Origin of the sequence: Streptomyces sp. NPDC006552, from assembly GCF_040611655.1 — a bacterium.
Taxonomy (GTDB): domain Bacteria; phylum Actinomycetota; class Actinomycetes; order Streptomycetales; family Streptomycetaceae; genus Streptomyces.
Window position 1 is genome coordinate 69,435 of the sequence record NZ_JBEXOS010000031.1, and the last position, 18,169, is coordinate 87,603.

15 protein-coding genes and 1 pseudogene are annotated in these 18,169 nt (G+C 70.1%); 6 read left to right on the forward strand and 10 right to left on the reverse strand.

Annotation, left to right across the window (positions count from 1 at the left end; genetic code table 11):
* Positions 1-27: 27 nt before the first annotated feature.
* Positions 28-1,524, forward strand: a complete 1,497-nt coding sequence (locus tag ABZY33_RS19455) for an alpha-L-arabinofuranosidase B (RefSeq protein WP_356492849.1) — start codon at positions 28-30, stop codon at positions 1,522-1,524.
* Positions 1,525-2,163: 639 nt separating this feature from the next.
* On the opposite strand, the gene ABZY33_RS19460 is transcribed toward ABZY33_RS19455, so the two are convergent.
* The 6 genes and pseudogenes from ABZY33_RS19460 to ABZY33_RS19485 form a co-directional block, all read right to left on the reverse strand.
* Positions 2,164-3,090, reverse strand: a complete 927-nt coding sequence (locus ABZY33_RS19460; RefSeq protein WP_356492832.1) for a hypothetical protein — start codon at positions 3,088-3,090, stop codon at positions 2,164-2,166.
* A gap of 552 nt (positions 3,091-3,642) precedes the next feature.
* Complete coding sequence (locus tag ABZY33_RS19465; protein WP_356492833.1) at positions 3,643-4,260, reverse strand: hypothetical protein; 618 nt, start codon at positions 4,258-4,260, stop codon at positions 3,643-3,645.
* Positions 4,261-4,594: 334 nt separating this feature from the next.
* Positions 4,595-4,756 (reverse strand): annotated as a pseudogene (locus tag ABZY33_RS19470) (integrase core domain-containing protein); the annotation flags it as partial.
* Positions 4,757-4,941: 185 nt separating this feature from the next.
* On the reverse strand, positions 4,942-5,367 hold the full coding sequence (locus tag ABZY33_RS19475; protein WP_356492850.1) for an ATP-binding protein: 426 nt from the start codon (positions 5,365-5,367) through the stop codon (positions 4,942-4,944).
* 624 nt (positions 5,368-5,991) lie between these two features.
* Positions 5,992-6,933, reverse strand: a complete 942-nt coding sequence (locus ABZY33_RS19480) for an SDR family NAD(P)-dependent oxidoreductase (protein WP_356492834.1) — start codon at positions 6,931-6,933, stop codon at positions 5,992-5,994.
* Between the two features lie 129 nt (positions 6,934-7,062).
* Positions 7,063-8,142: a TDT family transporter gene (locus tag ABZY33_RS19485; RefSeq protein WP_356492835.1), complete on the reverse strand. Its 1,080-nt coding sequence runs from the start codon at positions 8,140-8,142 to the stop codon at positions 7,063-7,065.
* A 479-nt stretch (positions 8,143-8,621) separates the two neighbouring features.
* Here ABZY33_RS19485 and ABZY33_RS19490 point away from each other — a divergent pair, with 479 nt between their 5' ends.
* Entirely contained in the window at positions 8,622-9,647 is a 1,026-nt protein-coding gene (locus tag ABZY33_RS19490) for a DJ-1/PfpI family protein (protein WP_356492836.1), read from the forward strand.
* A gap of 881 nt (positions 9,648-10,528) precedes the next feature.
* Here the strand turns inward: ABZY33_RS19490 and ABZY33_RS19495 are convergent.
* Positions 10,529-11,677: an epoxide hydrolase gene (locus ABZY33_RS19495; RefSeq protein ID WP_356492837.1), complete on the reverse strand. Its 1,149-nt coding sequence runs from the start codon at positions 11,675-11,677 to the stop codon at positions 10,529-10,531.
* A gap of 99 nt (positions 11,678-11,776) precedes the next feature.
* Here ABZY33_RS19495 and ABZY33_RS19500 point away from each other — a divergent pair, with 99 nt between their 5' ends.
* The 3 genes from ABZY33_RS19500 to ABZY33_RS19510 all read left to right on the forward strand — a co-directional run bounded on the left by ABZY33_RS19500 (position 11,777) and on the right by ABZY33_RS19510 (position 14,456).
* Entirely contained in the window at positions 11,777-12,439 is a 663-nt protein-coding gene (locus ABZY33_RS19500; RefSeq protein WP_356492838.1) for a TetR/AcrR family transcriptional regulator, read from the forward strand.
* Positions 12,423-12,818: a PPOX class F420-dependent oxidoreductase gene (locus ABZY33_RS19505; protein WP_356492839.1), complete on the forward strand. Its 396-nt coding sequence runs from the start codon at positions 12,423-12,425 to the stop codon at positions 12,816-12,818. The genes ABZY33_RS19500 and ABZY33_RS19505 overlap by 17 nt, the downstream gene beginning before the upstream one ends.
* Positions 12,819-13,340: 522 nt before the next feature.
* Positions 13,341-14,456 carry an AI-2E family transporter gene (locus ABZY33_RS19510; RefSeq protein WP_356492840.1) on the forward strand — a complete coding sequence of 372 codons (1,116 nt, stop codon included), beginning with the start codon at positions 13,341-13,343 and terminating at the stop codon, positions 14,454-14,456.
* 306 nt (positions 14,457-14,762) lie between these two features.
* On the opposite strand, the gene ABZY33_RS19515 is transcribed toward ABZY33_RS19510, so the two are convergent.
* Positions 14,763-15,866: a hypothetical protein gene (locus tag ABZY33_RS19515; protein ID WP_356492841.1), complete on the reverse strand. Its 1,104-nt coding sequence runs from the start codon at positions 15,864-15,866 to the stop codon at positions 14,763-14,765.
* Positions 15,867-16,043: 177 nt separating this feature from the next.
* Positions 16,044-16,181 carry a hypothetical protein gene (locus tag ABZY33_RS19520; RefSeq protein WP_356492842.1) on the reverse strand — a complete coding sequence of 46 codons (138 nt, stop codon included), beginning with the start codon at positions 16,179-16,181 and terminating at the stop codon, positions 16,044-16,046.
* A gap of 102 nt (positions 16,182-16,283) precedes the next feature.
* Here ABZY33_RS19520 and cpt point away from each other — a divergent pair, with 102 nt between their 5' ends.
* Positions 16,284-16,817 (forward strand): chloramphenicol phosphotransferase CPT, encoded by a 534-nt coding sequence (cpt, locus tag ABZY33_RS19525; RefSeq protein ID WP_356492843.1) that lies wholly within the window; start codon positions 16,284-16,286, stop codon positions 16,815-16,817.
* A gap of 651 nt (positions 16,818-17,468) precedes the next feature.
* Here cpt and ABZY33_RS19530 read toward each other — a convergent pair.
* Positions 17,469-18,035: an SMI1/KNR4 family protein gene (locus tag ABZY33_RS19530; RefSeq protein WP_356492844.1), complete on the reverse strand. Its 567-nt coding sequence runs from the start codon at positions 18,033-18,035 to the stop codon at positions 17,469-17,471.
* Positions 18,036-18,169: the final 134 nt, after the last annotated feature.

Sequence of the window (18,169 nt, forward strand, 5' to 3'; positions counted from 1 at the left end):
GCACTCGTGCTGGCCATGGCCGCGGCCATGCTCGGCGTCCAGACCTCCACCGGCATCGGCGCCGCCGCCGCCGCGGGCTCGCTGCCCTGTGACCTCTACGCCGCCGGTGGCACGCCCTGCGTGGCCGCCCACAGCTCGACCCGCGCTCTGTACTCCGCGTACAACAGCCGCCTGTACCAGGTGAAACGGGCCTCGGACGGTGCCACCCGCGACATCGGCGTGCTGGGTGCGGGCGGTTACGCCGACGCCGCCGCGCAGGACTCCTTCTGCGCCGGGACGAGCTGTCTGATCACCGTCCTCTACGACCAGTCCGGCCGCGGCAACCATCTGACCCAGGCACCGCCCGGAGGGTTCCAGGGCCCCGCCGCGGGCGGATACGACAACCTCGCCGAGGCGTCGGCCGCACCGGTCACCGTCGGCGGCCACAAGGCCTACGGCGTCTTCATCGCCCCCGGCACCGGCTACCGCAACAACCGTACGAACGGCATCGCCACCGGGGACCAACCGGAAGGCATGTACGCGATCCTCGACGGCTCCCACCGCAACGGCGGCTGCTGCTTCGACTACGGCAACGCCGAGACCAACAGCCGCGACAACGGCAACGGCACCATGGAGACCATCTACTTCGGCGACAGCAAGGCCTGGGGCTACGGCACCGGCAACGGCCCGTGGGTCATGGCCGACCTCGAGAACGGACTGTTCTCCGGAGTCGACCGCGGCTACAACGCCAACAGCCCCAGCATCAGCCACCGGTTCCTCACCGCCATCGTCAAGGGCGAACCGAACCACTGGGCGATCCGGGCCGGCAACGCCCAGTCCGGCGGCCTGGCCACGCACTACGACGGTCCGCGCCCCAACGCCTCCGGTTATCACCCGATGAAGAAGGAAGGGGCCATCATCCTCGGCATCGGCGGCGACAACAGCAACAGCTCCGCCGGCACCTTCTACGAAGGCGTCATGACCTCGGGCTACCCGTCGAACGCGACCGAGAACGCCGTCCAGGCCAACATCAACGCCGCCGGTTACGCCACCTATGCCGTGCCGGGCACCCCGGCCGTGGGATCCCGGGTCTCGCTGCGGGCCACGACCGCCTGCTGCACCAACACCTACCTGCGTCACAACAGCGCCGACACCAACGCCGCCCTCGCCGCGATCTCCTCGTCCAGCACGTCCGCCGACAAGGCGGCCGCGACCTGGACCGTGCGCGCCGGCCTCGGGGACGCCTCCTGCGTCTCCTTCGAATCCGCCGACAAGCCGGGACAGTACCTGCGCCACTACGACTTCCGTCTGCGGGTGGACAGCATCGACTCCGGCGCGCTCTCCAGGCTGGACGCCACGTTCTGCCCCCAGGCCGGCCACAACGGCCAGGGCGTCTCGCTCCGGTCGGCCAACTACCCCGGCGATTTCGTACGCCACTACGACTACGGGGTCTACGCCGCGAGTCACGGCGGCTCCCATGCCTGGGACGCCACCACCGCCTGGGCCGACGACACGAGCTGGGTCGTCACCTCACCGTGGGCCTGATGGCGCCCGGCACCGGGCTGGAGCTCCCGCGCCGCCGGGGCCCATGGACGGCCGGGACATCGGCGGCATAGAACAGGGCGGCCCGGGAGCAGGAGCCCCCGGACCGCCCTCCACGACGTCACCGCCCCGCCTCTTGGAACGCGTCGCGCAGCAATTCCCCGGGATCCCCGTCCACGTCCACGTTCAGGTGCTCCTCACCGACCGGCACCAGCTCCGTCCCCTCTCAGGCAGCACCGGACAGCACCCCCAGCACCGGCGTCGCCCGCCGGGGACTTGACCCGGCCGACACGGCGGCGTGCGAGCGAGTGGCCAGTACGCTGTGCACCGGCGGGGACGACCAGGTCGAGGCCCCGAGTGGGTGGAAGGCGCCCGCGACGCCTGGGAGGACCTGCCGCTACAGCCGCGTCGCCAGGTGCGCAGGTTTCGACGGCATTCCGGCCCCGGCCAGCGCCCCAGACGTGCCGAGCGGCGAGTTGCCTGCTCAGGTGGGCACATGCCAGATCCGGGCGTGCCCCGCTACCGAGAGTCGGGGCACGGACCTTCAGTGGCGGGACGGCGCGGGTCCCAGGCCGCCATGTCCTGGGACTCGCACGAGGCGCCCTTGCCCAGGCGAAAAAGCGGGACACCGGTGGTGGCAGGTCACGGTGTTCCGTTGGCCCCGTTCACGCAAGGGCTGCCCAGGCCAAAGGTTCCGCCGGTTCCGCCGGTCCCGCCGTGGAAGAGGAGGCCCCCGGTGGCGTTGCCGCCGGCGCCGCCGTTGCCGCAGGCACCATCGGCGCCGGCGCCCGACTTGGCGCCGCCGTTACCCCCGTTGCCGCCTTTGCCGCCGAAGTTCAGGATGCCTCCCGAGCTCAGGCCTCCCGCTCCGCCGATGCCTGCGGCACCGCCCGGGTAGGCCCCGCCGGGGCTGCCGTTGCCGCCGTTGCCGGCCTTACCGCCCTTGCCGCCGTTGCCGGAACTGTTGACACCGCCGCGGCCGCCGTTGCCTCCCGCGCCGCCGCCGTGGCCGATGCCTCCGTTGCCCGCGTTGCCGCCCGCGCCCCCGTCCGATCCTCCGGCACCGCCGATGCCGCCGCGGCCACCCGCGCCGGCGTCGGCGCCGGAGTCTCCGCCGACGCCGCCGGTACCGCCAGCACCCGTGTGGGTGCCCGCTCCGCCTGCACCACCTGCTCCGCCGGCACCGGTCAGGCCGCCGACGGCGCCGGTTCCGCCGTTGCCGCCCGCGGAGCCGTTGGGGCCGGCGGAGCCGCCGAGAGCACCCGCCCCGCCGGAACCACTGCCGAGACCGGTTCCGCCGTCTCCGCCCGCACCGCCGGCACCACCCAGGACACCGTTGCCGCCAGGGCCCCCCGCACCGCCGGCGCAGTCCCCTGTTCCGGTTGCGGGGCCGCCCGCCGTGCCGGGAAAACCGTTGGGATGGGCGGAGTTGCCATTGGCGCCTGCGACACCCGCGGTACCGGCGGTGCAGGCCAGAGCGGAGGCCCCGGCGGGAGAGCCGAGCAGGAGTGCTGCGCCGGCGAAGAGAGTGGGCAGGGCGAGGAGAGCTGTGGTCTGGTTCCTGTTCATGACGGGGTTTCCTCAAGGTTCAGGTGAAGCGGGGGTTCGTGCGGGTAACCGCACCAGGCCGATGCGGAACGCGGCGGGGGAGTATCCGTTCCTGGAACGGTTTTCCGTGCCACATACGGCCAAGCGGTCGGCAGAACTCTGGACTCCTCCCAGCGGGGCAGGCATCCGCTGCTTTCCCCCTGGCGGCCAGACCACGGCATTGGGCAGGTCTGCAGGTGTGGCAGCCTTCCCCGAACGGTGGAGGCGGCTCCCTCCGGTCCGTGGTCGAGCAGGGGAACCTGGAGTGGACGGTCCGTCTCCGAGGTGATCGGCTCGGCGGTGGATGCGCAGGGCACGGGCTCTTGTGGAGCTTGCCGCTGTCCGAGCTCGGGAGACGAAACTTCGCGGCACCCAGGTGTCTCGTCATCAGGCATACCGTGGGGCGGCAAGCCTCCAAGCCGTCAGCCCGGGGCCGCCCGCCCCGCCCCTACAGCGTCTGTGGGGGCGGGGCGGCACCGAGGGACGCGTGTCGCCCTACGGCGGCCGGCGCGGCGATTGCCGTGCGGAGTCGGTTCAGCAGGGAAGGGTCGAGTTTCCGGCGGCGCCGGTGGCGCCGGTGACGCCGTCGGCGTCGAACGTGGCGGCCGTGCCGTTGCCGCCGGGTTTGCCCGGACACACCGGGCTCGCGGCGCCCCCCGCACCGCCCGATCCGCCCTTGTGGCCGCCTCCGACGGTGGAGGCTCCGCCGTTGCCGCCCGTGCCGCCCGCGATACCGGCGCCCGCGTTGCCCACACCGCCCACACCGCCCTTGCCGCCGGTGCCGCCGAGGGTCGCACCACCGCCGGACCCGCCGTTGCCGCCGTTGCCGTTCGCTCCCCCGGCTCCCCCGGTGCCGCCCGCGCCGCCGACACTGGCGCTGCCGCTCGCGTTGCCGCCCGCGCCACCGGTGCCTCCGTTGCCGTTCGCACCGGCAGCGCCACCGGTCCCGCCAAGACCGCCGATCCCGCCGCTGGTTCCCGTCCCGTTGGTGCCGTTGGCTCCGGGCAGGCCGAGAAGTCGGACGTTGTCGAGGGAGGTGGTGCCGTTCGCCCCGGTGAGAACCGTCGCAGATGCGAGGGCGGGGGTGGCGCTGAGACCGGCCACGGCGATCGCGGCGACCAGAAGGGTGCCGGGAAGAGCGTTCGTGCGCATGAAGCGCATGAGGAAACCTCTCGAAGTGCGCGACCGCAGATGCTCCGCGGCCGACACCCCCAACCTACGCACCCCCCACACCACCCCATACTCCACACAATGATCCAATAGCTCAAAGCAGACCTTAAGATCCAAATTTGGCTTAAAGCGACATAGGACATCGGGCGCGTTCGCTCCCACGGAGGTTCCCACCACAGCCGTGTGAACGGTCCCGGGTTCGGCAAGGATCTCAGGTTGTAGCTGTGACCTGGCGTTTCGTGGTCGCGAGGTAATGGTTGGTCTTGTATTCGGCGGGTGGGACGGGCCCTGTCTCACCGCGGACCCCGCCGTGGCAGTACCAGTCCACCCACTCCGCGGTGGCCTGCTCGACCTGGGAGCGCGTCTTCCAGAGCCTCCCCGGTTCGATCAGCTCGGTCTTGAACCGGCCGATCGTGGACGCCATGAGGGAGTTGTCGTAGGCATCGCCGACGGAGCCGATCGAGCCCGCGAAGCCGGCGACGGCCAGGTGCTCGGCGAGACGGAGACTCGAAGGTGCCCACGACGAACGCGACGTAGACCACCCCCGCCCAGGTCCTGACGCTGGTGAAGTCCGCGACCCAGCACCGGTTCCGGGCCGACGTGACGAAGTTGCGGTCCGGCGACCCGGCAAGGACGCCTCGGCCCTGGACCTCGCGGCTTATTTCACAGAGCCTGATGGCCGGCAACATCCCCGCCAGGATCGTCGGCGAGTACGACGGACGCGGTGATGCGCTTGCCGACCGGCTCCCGGTGAACGCAGAAGGTCTGGGAGACCGCCATGACGATCTCCAGGCCGTGCTGACCGATCCGATGCGGGTCTGCCGCCCCGACCGACGGCTGAGCGGTGCTGCTGTCCCACACACTGATGTGGACGGCCCCCTCGCTGATCTCCAGGTCCAGCAAGCACGGGCCGGGCGCGTATTTGCGGGCGTTGGTCATCAGCTCGCTCACGACCAGTTGCACCGTGCCCATCGCCCGGGCCGACACCGGCAGGCCGTGTTCCGCCTGCACAGACGTGAGGAAATCGCGGGCCAGGCCGCGGGCCTCCGCGATGTCCGCGCTGCCCTCGAACGTGACGGCAGCCACCATCGGGGCATCGACGCGCGGCTCCTGGCCCTCGTTCTGGGCAGCAGCGTCCATGGACCCGCCTCACTTCCGAAGCGTTGAGCAGTGCACCACCCGGCTACCCCGGAACGTTCGCCACACCCTCACACGGAGGGTACTTGTCTCCGGGAATCCTGCGGATGTTGCGACCCGGGCAGGGTCGAAGGGGCCGGGCCGGTCGCGAACGACAAGGCAGGCGAGCGGGAGCTTACTCACCAAGCGCGCCCGGGCACAGCAGGTCCCGCGCGTGATCCCCGTCACCGCCTTCGCCACACCCCACGACCTGCCCCGTCACCGAACGCACCGCATCGGGCTGCGCCTCGTCATCGACCTCGACAGGGCCGATCATCTGCGGTGCGAACCCGTCCGGCAGCCTCATCGCCCCGGACTTGTACGGGCCGCGGAAAGCGTAGAAGCTCCGCCCATCGTCGCGGATCCAGGACCACTGTCAGACGCCCTACCGCCGCAGTGGACCGCGGTGCGCGAACGTGAACGCGACGGTGAGTCCCACGGATTCCGACGCGCCGCCGCCGACCACGCACGAGCCGTTCGGGGTGTCACGGCCCAGCGTGCGTCGGCGGCAGGACCTGCGCTCGCCCAGGAGAGTGTTCAGTGACCGGCACCGGTCAGTTCGACCGAGAGGTCCCACAGGCGTCGGGCGTTGTCGGGGTCGATGGCATAGTCCGCGACGCCGCGACGTACACCGGGCGTGAAGGCCGGGGCTTCCTGGCAGTCCTCGAAGTAGGTGCCGGTGACGCCTTCGAGGAGCGGTGAGGCGGCGAGCAATACCGATGTGGCCGCGCCTTGGGCGACGTTCTTCACGGATACTCCGGACTTGCCGGAAGGGTCGAAGGAAGCGGGAGGAGCGTCCATGTATCGGCCCAGGCCCGTTCCCCAGATGCGTCCTGGGTTCAGGGCGTTGACGGCGATGCCGTCGGCCGCCCAGCGCTGGGCAGCTTCGACTGCGAAGAGGATGTTGGCTGTCTTGGACTGCGCATAGGCCAGCCACGGGTCATAGGGCTCCTGGACGAAGTCGGGGTCGTCGAAGCGGACGGGACCGTTGACGTGGCCGACGGAGCTGACCACGGCCACGCGGGCACCGCCGGCCGCGGCAAGGGTGTCGTGCAGACCGACGACAAGGGCGAAATGGCCGAGGTGGTTCGTCGCGAACTGCAACTCGCGGCCTTCGGGGGTCCGGCGCTCGGGGGTGGCCATGACGCCGGCGTTGGCGACGAGGATGTGCAGCGGCCCCGACCATGCTCCGGTGAACTTCCTGACCGAAGCGAGGTCGGCCAGGTCCAGCTGCGCGGCTCGTGTGCGGTGGTTGCCCGTCCGCGCCGCGATCTCGTGTGCCGCGCCGGCTGCCTGATCGAGGTTGCGAACGGCGATCGTCACCTCGGCACCGGCGGATGCGAGGGCGCAAGCCGTCTCCAGCCCCAGCCCGCCGCCACCTCCCGTCACCATCGCGTGTTTTCCGGTCAGGTCCACACCGGCCACGACGTCGGAGGCCGTCGACTGTGCGTCGAAGGGTGTGGTGATGGGACGCTTCATCGCTGTCTCCTTGATTGTGCAGGGTGGCTGGATCAGCCTTCATCGACCCGGCTGGCATCCGGGCCTTCCGTGGACGCGTCGACGTGGGCGGACGCGGCCTCGACGTCCCCGGGCCCGCAGGCGCGAACCTCAGTGTCGCCCCCGCAGGCGGCCGGATGCGTGGCGCAGCGAGTGCCAGGCGACCACCGCCCAGGCGGCGACGAGTACCGCGTAGAGGCCCACGGCACACCAGACGAACATCTGGGAGCCGGTGAGGGAGGCGACGGCTCCGGTGCCCGTCACGCAGGCGCCGAGCGGGAAGATGAAGGACCACCAGGTGGGAGCGAAGGGCAGGCCCCGTCGGATCTCCCGTACGGTCAGCGCCGTGGCGAGCGCCAGCCAGAGCATCGCGAAGCCCCACACCCCGACCCCGCCGAGGAGTGCGGCCACGGCGATGCCGTGCACGTACGGAGCCGGCAGCGCACTCGGCGCCGCCGTGGACAGCGCGCCGAGCGCCGTCACGGCCTGGTCCAGCGCCCCCACAGCGATCCACACGGTGGGCACCGCCGCACCGATGGGTGCCTCATGATGGACGAGGCGGGTGTAGACCATCGCCAGTACGAGCAGGACGGCCATGAACCCGAGCCCGAGCATCGCGTAGCAGCTCAGGAGCATCGTCAGTCGCAGCTGCCCCGCCGGGGCGTGGGGGACGAGCAGCGCGCCCGTCGCGGCGGAAACCAACGGCGGTACGACCGGCAGCAGCCATCCGCCGGACGCCGCGTCCGCGGTGAAGCGGTGGCGGGTGATCATCAGATACGGAACGGTGCAGGCGGCGCCCAGGCCGAGGAGGGTTCCGGCGGACCACAGCACCCAGTCCACATCCAGCGCGACGCGTGCTCCGATCACCCGCTCGCCCAGCAGCAAGGACCCGGCGCCCACGGTGAGCAACGCCATCGGCGGCGCCCCGAAGAACTGCGCCAGTACCGGGTCGGCGGCGTGCACGCGCACCGCGCGCCTTCGCATGTAGCCGATGACGAGGGCGGCCAGCAGCAGCGCGGCCCCCGCCCAGACCACCGTTGCGGCGCCTCGCAGCCCGGCGAAGCTCCGGGGCAGGGTGGCCGCGGCGTTGGCGACGATCCCGGTGCCCATGACGGCCGCGAACCAAGCGGGGCTGAGGAGCGCGCGGCTGCGGGCCTCGCCTCTGGGCTGCGCGGCAGGGGTGTCGATCAAGCGTTCTGTTCCTGATCCGTCCTGTGAGGAACGTGCTGGGGTCGTGCTGGTGCGGGGTGTCACGGTGCGGAACGCCTTGTCTTCTCGTAGCGGGACGCGCCGTGGGTGACCGGCCGGCCGTCGCACGGCTGCTCGCAGTCATGGCCATCCCGCCGGTGCGTTGATCTCAACGCTAGGGCGAGGCACCCGGGACGTCACAGGTCAGGGCGGGCCACGGCGCCCTCACTCCAGGACATGAAGTCCGCCCTCTCCGTGCCCCCGAACGTGATCCGGCGCTCCTGGCTCCCGGTGTCCGCGACCGAGGGCCCTGTGTCCGGTTGTGAGGGCATGGGGCGCGGCCGGTGGGCGTTGAACACGTCTGGAGCGGTGGACACGACAGGTGGCAGATGATGCCCTGCGGGAACATCAGCGCCGCTCAGTCCGAATTTCGAACCTATGTTTTCTTGAGCGAACACGTACAGCCGCACAGGAGGCTCACCATGATGACGGACGGGTCGCCCGGCCAGAAGCCGCTGCTGGTGACGGTGCTGGTCTTCCCCGGCGTACGCCTGTTGGACGTCACCGGGCCGATCGAGGTGTTCGCCTCGGCCAACGAGTTCGGCGGCCGCTACCGCGTGCGAACGGTGTCGCCGGACGGTGCCGACGTGGCCACTGCCGCGGGAACCGGACTGAGCGTCGATCTCGCCGCCTCGCAGGTGTCGTACGCCAGCGATGTCGTCCTCGTCCCCGGCGGTCCCGAATGGCCGTCCCTGATCAAGGACGACGCCTTGCTGAGCGCCGTCCAGGCACTCGCCGCGCGCAGCCGGCTCACCGCGTCCGTCTGCACCGGAGCCTTCCTCCTCGCCGCGGCCGGGCTGCTCGACGGGCGCAGAGCCACCACCCACTGGCGCTGCACCGACCAGCTCGCGCTGCGCTACCCACGGGTGACGGTGGACCCCGACGCGCTGTTCGTCCGCGACGGCCGCACGATGACGTCCGCGGGTGTCAGCTCGGGGATCGACCTGTCACTGGCCCTGGTGGAGGAACATCTGGGCGTCGACGTGGCCCGGGCGGTCGCGAAGGACATGGTCGTCTTCATGCAGCGGCCCGGCGGTCAGTCGCAGTTCAGCGTCCGCACCAGCAGCCCGCACACGAAGCAGGACATGCTGCGCCGGGTCCTGGACGCGGCGACCGAAGCTCCCTGTGCCGATCACACCCTGTCGGCCATGGCGCGCCGGGCGGGCATCAGCACCCGCCACATGACCCGCCTGTTCCGCGAGGAACTCGGCACGACTCCTGCCCGCTACGTCGAACAGGTCCGCATGGAGGCCGCACAGGCCATGCTCGAAGGCGGCGACGCCCCCATGGCCTCGGTCGCCCGGCGCAGCGGCTTCGGCTCTCCGGAGTCGCTGCGCAGGGCCTTCGCGCGCAACCTCGGCATCACACCCGGTGCGTACCGCGCGCGTTTCCGCTCCACGGGCGCGACGGACGTCACCGAACCCGTGCCTGACTTCTCCGAGATCTGAGACCCCCAGGCCGAACGTCAGATCCGAGCCGTGCGGCGAGGTCTCCGCAGTCCATGCGCCCCTCGGCCGTTGTGCTGATCGGTTTGAGCTTGGAGCCCGTCCGCAACCGACTACTTCGCGACCATTGGCAGGTGCAGTTGCCCGCGGTCCGGGCGCGCGCGTCCTGTGACTGTCCATCGCGGGCGAGACTCGCCACCCTCTGTGCACACCGAGGCCTCCCACCAGACTGGACGCACCCGCCCGGGCAAGGCGGATGCGGGCCTGGCGCCGGCGCTTGGCCTTCTGGGCATCCTGGCTCCACCTCCTCCTCGGCCTCGCCATGATCACCCACGGTTTCCTCCTCACCCGCAGCACCGCAACGACCCGCACCGACCGGTAACGCGGGTACACCTCGCGCTGGCTGTTCATCGCGCTCAGCAGGCCGGATGCCCGAGGTACCACCCTTGCGGGAACTCTGGCTGTACCGGTCGACGAGACCCACGGGCGAGTGCGGACCGAAGCGTCCACAGTCCGGGTGGAGGGAACCTCGCCGAACCAGCAACGTGACGCATGCGAGGCAGTCGGCCGGCGCCGCGGCGACGAACGATGCTGCCTGAGAACCAGGCGCGTTGACCTGTACGAACCGCATCGACGAGGAACTCCCTCGCTTTCGGAGCCGCCGCGTCTCGCTCGGGTCTCCCCTCTCCTGGCCTCACCAGGGCGGGGTCCGCCTCCAGCGACTCGGCAGCAAGGCCATCACCGCCACCAGGGCGATGGCGAGTCCTCCCCCACCGGCCGCCGTCGACCCCAGTCGCAGGTGGTAGTAGCCCCGGCGCACGGTGCAGCCCCCGGCATCTCCGCAGCTGCTGCCAAGGCCGAAGCCCGAGTCCGGCCGGGTCGTCTCAGCGGAGCGAGCGGAAGGTCGTCCGGATCTCGTCGGTGAGGACCGCGGGCTGCTCAAGGGCTGCGAAGTGCCCGCCGTGGTCAAGTTGCCGGTAGTGGAGGACGTTGGCGTATCGCCGTTCGATCCACCGCCGGGAGGCCTGGATGGCCTCGTGGGGGAAAATGCTGAATCCGGCGGGCACTTGGTTCGGCCCGGACGGACCGGGCACCTCCTGCCGCGCTTCCCAGTACAGGCGCGCCGCGGAGGCACCGGCGTTGGGCAGCCAATACATCATGATGTCGTCCAGAATCTCGTCGCGGTCGATGACCGATTCGGGATCGGCGTCGCTGTCCGTGACGTCCTGGAAGAGTGTGTAGATCCATGCGGCCAGCCCGGCAGGCGAGTCGGCGAGCGAGTAGCCGATGGTCTGCGGCCTGGTGGCCTGCTCCTTGAAATAGCCGTCCAGCAGCGTCTGGTAGTTCTGCGCTGTGGCCAGCATGCGCTGCTCGTCCGGTGTCGCCTCGCTGATCTCCTGGGCGGTGGGGAAGACCATCGGCAAGTTGACGTGCATGCCGAGGAAACCCTCGGGCACCCTGCGGCTGATCGCTTCCACGACGGCCGATCCCCAGTCGCCCCCCTGTGCGACCCACTCGCTGTAGCCGAGACGCTCCATCAGCGTGACCCAGGCGTCGGCGATGCGGGTGACTCCCCAGCCGGTCGTGGTGGGCTTGCCGGAGAAGCCGAAGCCGGGCATCGAGGGAATGACGACATGGAAGGCGTCCTCGGCCCGGCCACCGTGTGCGACGGGGTCGGTCAACGGCCCGATCAGGTGCCGGAATTCGAGGATCGAGCCGGGCCAGCCATGGCAGAGCAGAAGCGGGAGCGCCGAGGGTTCGGGTGAGCGCACGTGCAGAAAGTGCACGCCGACGCCGTCGAGGCCGGTACGGAACGACCCGAAGTCGTTGATCTCCTTCTCGCAGCGCCGCCAGTCATAGCCGGTGGCCCAGTGCTCGCACAGCGCGCGGATCTGCTCCAGCCGAGGGCCCTGGTCCGGGTCGGTCTCCCGGTCCGGCCACCGCGTGTCGGCGAGGCGGCGGGTCAGACGGTCGAGTTCCCGGGCGTCCACCGCAACGCGGAAGGGCTCGACACTCATGGGCTGGGGTGGCATGCGACATCTCCCTGGACGAGGGGCGGGGCACCACCGTAACGCCAAAGTGGAATAGAAATTCAACTTGAGAAGCAATTTTCCACTTGTTACGGTGTGCGCATGACGGAACGTCCCCTGCGCCGCGACGCGGAGCGCAACCGCCAGCTCCTGCTGGAGACGGCGCATGCCCTGATGGTGCGTGACGGGCTGGAGGTGACGTACGAGGAGATCGCCACCGCGGCCGGCACCGGCATGGGCACCGTCTACCGTCGGTTCCCCGATCGGCAGGAGCTCGTGGACACGTTGTTCGCCGAGCACATCGACGCCGTGGTCGAGCTCGCCCGGCAGGCGTGTCGGTCCGAGGACCCCTGGGCCGGACTCACCTGGTTCATGGAGCGGCAGCTCGAACTGGAGGCAGGCAACCGTGGCCTCGGTCAGTTGCTGCGCGGCGGTCATCAGTCGTCCGAACTCGTGATCCGGGGGCGCGCGCAGATCACGCCACTCGCGGCAGATCTGCTCGAGCGGGCGATCCAGGCAGGCCGGCTACCGGCCACGGTCGTCCCCGCCGACCTGGTCACGATCCACCTCATGGTCGGTGCGGTGATGGATACCGCCCGGCACATCGACCCAGATCTGTGGCGGCGCGCCCTGACCGTGGCACTCGCCGGCCTCCAGCACGCCGAGCTGCCCGCCAGGCAACCGGACGAAGAACTCATCGATCGCCTTTTCGGCGTCCCTGCCACTCCGCGAGACAAGAAAGCCACCGATGAACCTGCCGAATGACCTGGTCGATGTCCTGCACACACCGGCCCTCTGCTTCCTGACCACCCTCATGCCCGACGGATCCCCTCAGATCACCCAGACCTGGGTCGACACCGACGGCGACAACATCCTCATCAACACGGTGACCACGCACCAGAAGATGAAGAACATCGCCCGCGACCCACGTGTCGCCGTCGCCATCGCCGACCCGGCCGCGCCGGCCCGTTACTGGGCAGCCCGTGGCACCGTCGCATCGTCCACGACGCAGGGCGCCGAGGAGCACATCGACAAGCTGGCACACAAATATCTGGGGCGCCCCTACCCACAGTTCGGCGGCCAGCAGCAGGAACGCGTTCTGCTGACGATCAGCGTCGATACATTGCACACTCCTCGGCGCTGACCGGGGGGCCGGCGCCGCATCCCAGAGCTCCCACCTGGCTCCCGTCGTCGCGCAGGAGCCGTTCAAACCTGCTGACCGGGCTGCTCGATGACCGGGGGCTCTACCAGTTCCGGCGAGCTCGGCCGGAGAGACCCCCGGTCCGGTGATCTCGTGGACGGCGTGTTCTTCGGCACCGCGCCGGAGCAGTGTGCAGCGTTCACGCAGCCGGGCGTCCGGAGCACCGACCAGCCTCCGGGGCACGTCGGCCTCGGAGGCTTCGTCGTTCCCGTCTCAGCCGTGTCCCCGCGGGACTTCCGTGTGTCAGGGGGCGATGCGGTGGTAGCGCAGGGAGGTGTAGCCGCGGAGGTCGGAGTAGATCTGGGAGGTGTGCTGTCGGGCCCGCTCACTGTTGTGCTGCGGAAGGGCGGCTGCGCGGGGCGGACGGCACCGCTGTGGTCGCCGACGTCCCCGCCCGATCCGTCCCGAGCGATCCGGCTGAAGCCGGTGTCGGCGTCTGACCGAAGCATCAATAGGGTGTGGCCCATGCCTGCCACGCTGAGTTCCACGAAGACCGCCGCCGCGCTCCGCAGATCGGCCAGGGTCTCCATCGAGTTGCTGGTGGTACTTGTGGCCGCCGCCGTGGCCCTGTGGGTGCTGGGTCGGATGTGGTCGGTCGTCTGGCCGCTCATACTGGGCCTCCTGCTCACGACGCTGACCTGGCCCCTGGCCAGCCTTCTGCGTCGGCGGGGGTGGCCCCCCGCCCTGGCCGCCTCGGTGGTGACCGTGTTGTTCCTGCTGGTCGCAGCGGGCCTCGTGGCGCTGATCGCGGTGCCGGTGGCGTCCCAGTCCGGCGACCTGTCCGACGGCGTTGCCGAAGGCATCGAGAAATTGCGCAATTGGGCCGCGGGGCCGCCCTTCCACATCGACCACGCCCAGATCTCGGACGGAGTCGACTCGGCGACCGCCCGGATCAAGGACAGCGTCGGCAGCATGATCACCGCTCTCTTCACCGGAGTGAGCACCGTGGTGAACGGGGTGGTCACCGCGGTGCTGTCGCTCTTCCTCATGTTCTTCTTCCTCAAGGACGGCCCGCGGTTCATTCCGTGGCTCGCCCGCCAGCTCCCCGGCCGCCTCGCCGATGACGTGCCGATCGTGGCGGCGCGCAGTTGGGACACTCTGGGCGCGTTCGTACGTTCCCAGGCCCTGGTCGGTCTGCTCGACGCGGTCTTCATCGGCCTGGGCCTGTGGGTCCTGGGCATCCCCCTCGTACTCCCGCTGGCGGTGCTGACCTTCATATCGGCGTTCGTGCCGATCGTGGGGGCCATGTTCGCCGGCTTCGTGGCGGTGCTCATCGCGTTGGTGTCCAACGGGCTGACGGACGCCTTGATCGTGCTGGTGATCATCGTCGCGGTGCAGCAACTCGAAGGGAACGTGTTCCAGCCGATCATCCAGAGTCGCGGACTCGGTCTGCATGCGGCGGTGGTTTTGCTGGCGGTCACGCTGGGAGCGAACCTGGCCGGCGTCGTGGGCAGCCTGCTCGCGGTACCGGCCGCCGCTCTGATCGCGGTGGTCTGGAACTATGTGCGCGAGCAACTCAGCGACCCGTCGCAGGAGCCGCAGGAAAGCGACGGTCACGCGAGCGCGGCACCCCCGGCGTAGCCCCTCGGCCCTCGACCTCGCCGCCGCCCGCCAGCACCGGTCCCGCGAAGGACATCTCCACGTGCCCTGCAGTACATCGGGGCCCCGCCTGTCGAGCCGGCCGGGTCTGATTTCGCCAACGCCGCAGACGCCGCAGAACAGGTCCTCCAAGAACGCCACCGCCGGGCGGTGATGCGCTGACCGGATGCGTTTATGCGAACGTCAACGCACAGCGGCGGTTGAACGGAGTTCCCAGCAGCATGCTTTCGGGTCCTCGTCGGTTTCGACGCGAACAACCGCGCACCGGTCGATCAGCTCATCCGCGCTTCACTTCGAGGGCTGGCCGGCATCGTCACCCCGGACAGCGCTACGACGCTCCTGCTCGCGCTTGGAGTAGGCGGCGGCCCGGATCGCCTCGTCGGTCTCCAGACCCGATCCCAGCGCGCCGCCCACCGTGGCGACCGAGGCGACGAACCAGGCCAGCGTCCAGTACTCCGTGGCGTGCAGTGGCGTTCGCGTCATGGAGGCGAAGACGTGGCCGTTGAGGATGAACAGCGCCCACATCAAGTTGATGACCAGCAAACCCGCGTAGCAGACCAGCACCCCGATAGCGACGGTCACGACCGTGGACGCGTTGTAGAGAGCTGCCTTCTTGCGGGCTTCCGGCGATCCCTCTGTCGGTCGGTGCCACAAGTGGGCGTCCACGATCAGCCAGCCGATCATGAGCGTGAGAGATCCGACCATGGCGATCACCAGGCGCGGCGTGCTCAGGAACGCGGCCAGGCTCCAGATGGTGGAGTTCACGGTGGCGATGGCACCCGTGGCGAGTGCGGCCGCCAGGGCTTTCGACAGACCCGGCACCAGCCGCCACGGCCGGTTGGCGCGGACCATCCCGGCGAGCACCCTGAGGTAACCGCGCGGCCCGCCGGCGACGTAGCGAAGATCGGCGTTCTCCTGCGCACCGACCGGACCTGGGCGGACCGGCGCGAGACGACCGGCGAAGGCACCGAGCGGCGGCTGATCCCCTGGAGTTCCCTCGACCCCGGTGGCCCGCACCCCGGCCAGGCTGAGCACGGCTTCCTCCACGGCTCGCCGAGCTCTCTTCTGAAGCCGCAAGCCTCCCAGCGGAGGAAGGGACAGCAGCGCGAGAGCGTGTTCATGGCTCAGATCCACCACGAGCTTGCGGCCGTGCGAATGCAGCGGAAGGTCCGTGAGCGCCACGACGATGTCCCAGCTCTCCCCGTTCGCGCGGTCCATGATCCGGCGCGACAAGGCGTCCGGGTCCTCGGTCCCCGCGGTGAAGGGCTCGCTGACCACCTCGACGTCGTACCGTCGCTTCCGCCCCGACCTTTCGGCGAGCCGATCAGGCAGTGTCCGGGCCATGCGGTGAGCGATCTCCGTCGGTGCGTCAGGATCCGCCAGAAGAGCCACGACCGTAACGCTCTGAGACGACACCCGCATGACCCGCTCTCGTCGGCTGTACTTGTGATCGTGCGTGTCGACAGCATGCCCCCGCGGTGGCACCGCCGCCCGCTCGCCACGCTGGCTTCCTGCCGGCCCGCGAGTGGGCGCGGTCGGGCAGATCGGGCATCCTCGGCAGCACGATGATCAAAGGCGTTGTTCGTCGGTGCGCCATGTGGCATCGGGGCGCCACACCAGGGCCCCACCCAGGAAGAAGCTGGCCTGCCAGGTCTCGCAGTGGTCGTCGCGGGCGGTGCGCATGACCTGGGAGGGAGTGAGGACCACGGACCAGGACCTTGCCGCAAACCGAATGTGGGCGGCCAGGCGGCGGAGCAGGGTGTGGCGATATTCGTTCGTGCCGCGTGGGAAGCGCCTTACCGTGGCGCGGTGACGACTCAGATGATCATTCTCAACGGTGGTTCCAGCTCGGGGAAGTCGGGGATCGTACGGTGTCTGCAGGCCGTACTGCCTGATCCGTGGCTGGCGTTCGGGTGCGATGCGTTCATCGACGCGATGCCCGCCAGGATGCAGGCATCGGATGAGGGAATCGTGTTCGCGGCGGATGGCGAGGTGAACGTCGGGGCGGACTTCCGGGAGCTGGAGTCGGCCTGGATGGACGGCGTCGCGGCGATGGCCAGGGCAGGCGCCAGGGTGATCATCGACGATGTCTTCCTCGGCGGAGCGGTGTCACAGCAGCGGTGGCAGAAGGCACTGGGCGGGCTGGCCGCGTTGTGGGTCGGCGTCAGGTGCGAGAGCGCGGTCGCCGCGGGCCGTGAGCTCGCACGAGGAGATCGCGTCCACGGGATGGCCGCGTCGCAGGCGGATGTGGTTCACGAGGGGGTGTTCTACGACGTGGAGGTGGACACGACGCATACGGAGTCCCTGCTGTGTGCGCGAACCATTGCCGCCCACGTCAGCTGATCGCTGGATCGGCAGACCGCTCACGGGCGGCCACTCCACCTGTGTGCTCGCACGCCCGGCTTCGGGGGCCCACAGAAGAGGAGTGGGGTCGCACCAGGTGCGCGTCGAGCCGGCGCAGCACCGCATACAGGGCGGGGAAGGCTGGGCCGGGTTCAGGTGGACGGCCGTGGCGGGCTCCCTGCACCGCGTGTGCCGGAGAGCGTCGTCCAGCGTGTCCGCCGCGAGGTCGCCCGTTCGTGCCTGGTGCGAGGAGACCGGGCGGTGAGCGTCCCGGACCGTTGAGCCGGCGTCTGCGCAGTGCCCCGTGTGACACGGGAACACTCAAACGTGCCATCCGCTGAGTCCGAGCCCGATGCCGTCCAGCCGACGGCGCGCAGGACTGCTGGAGGGCTGCCGAGGCCTCTGTCGGAGGGCCGTGCATGATCGGGCGCATGACACCTGGTTCCCATGCCCCACTTCGCGCCCTTGCCTCGCAGCATCTGACGCCGGGGAAGCTGAGAAGTGGGGCGGGCTGCTTCGCCCCGCCGTGCGGCTTGAGGCAACGACCGGCTCTGCCGACGAGGCGGGCCGGCTCGGTGGCCTTCCGGACACGTGCGACGGGAGGACGGCGGGTACCGACTGGTCCCGGCTCCCTCCGACCGCGTTTGAGAGCTACTGGGATGTCAGCCAGGCGGTGTACCAGTCGTGGAAGTCCGGTCCTGCGGTCAGACCGCCCCAGGTCTGGTCGTCGAGCCAGACCTGTCCGGCGTTCGTGCCCGTGATGACGAGGCGAGAGAAGGTGCCGCATCCGATCTCGCCGAGGACCAGCGTCCCCTCGACCGAGTAACCGTTGTCGCCTCCTCTGCCCGGCCCCGGCCAGTCCGTCGTGCAGGGGAACGGGGTGGCCAGGAAACCGACTCGTAGGCATTCGGCCCGTAGGTCGTGCAGGGCCTCTTCGTCGTCCCCTTCCTCCGCCAGACCAAGCAGTCCGTAGTCCGGTCCCGCGCCGCCGCCGGCGACCGTGCTCAAGAAGTCCCGGTAGGAGGCGGGAAGGGTGACACCCTGCAGGTGTTCGAAGGAGCGGATTGCCGCCTCGGGCAGGGGCGCATGAAGCCGGTATCTGTGGTGAGAGGCGCCGAAGCGGTGGTGTTGCGGATCTTCCCGGGCCATGGCGGCGATACGAGAGCGCACCCAGGCACCGTCCCAGGTCCCGCTCGGTTCGGCGGCTTCAGCGGTCACACCCGAACCGTATCCTCGTCCGGCTCCACCCGGATCAATGGCTCCTCTCCGCGACGAACCCCCTCGTGGCGGCAGAGACGGTGTCGGCGGGGCCCGAGCTAAGCAGCGGAAGTCAGACCCAGGGCCCCCCCCAC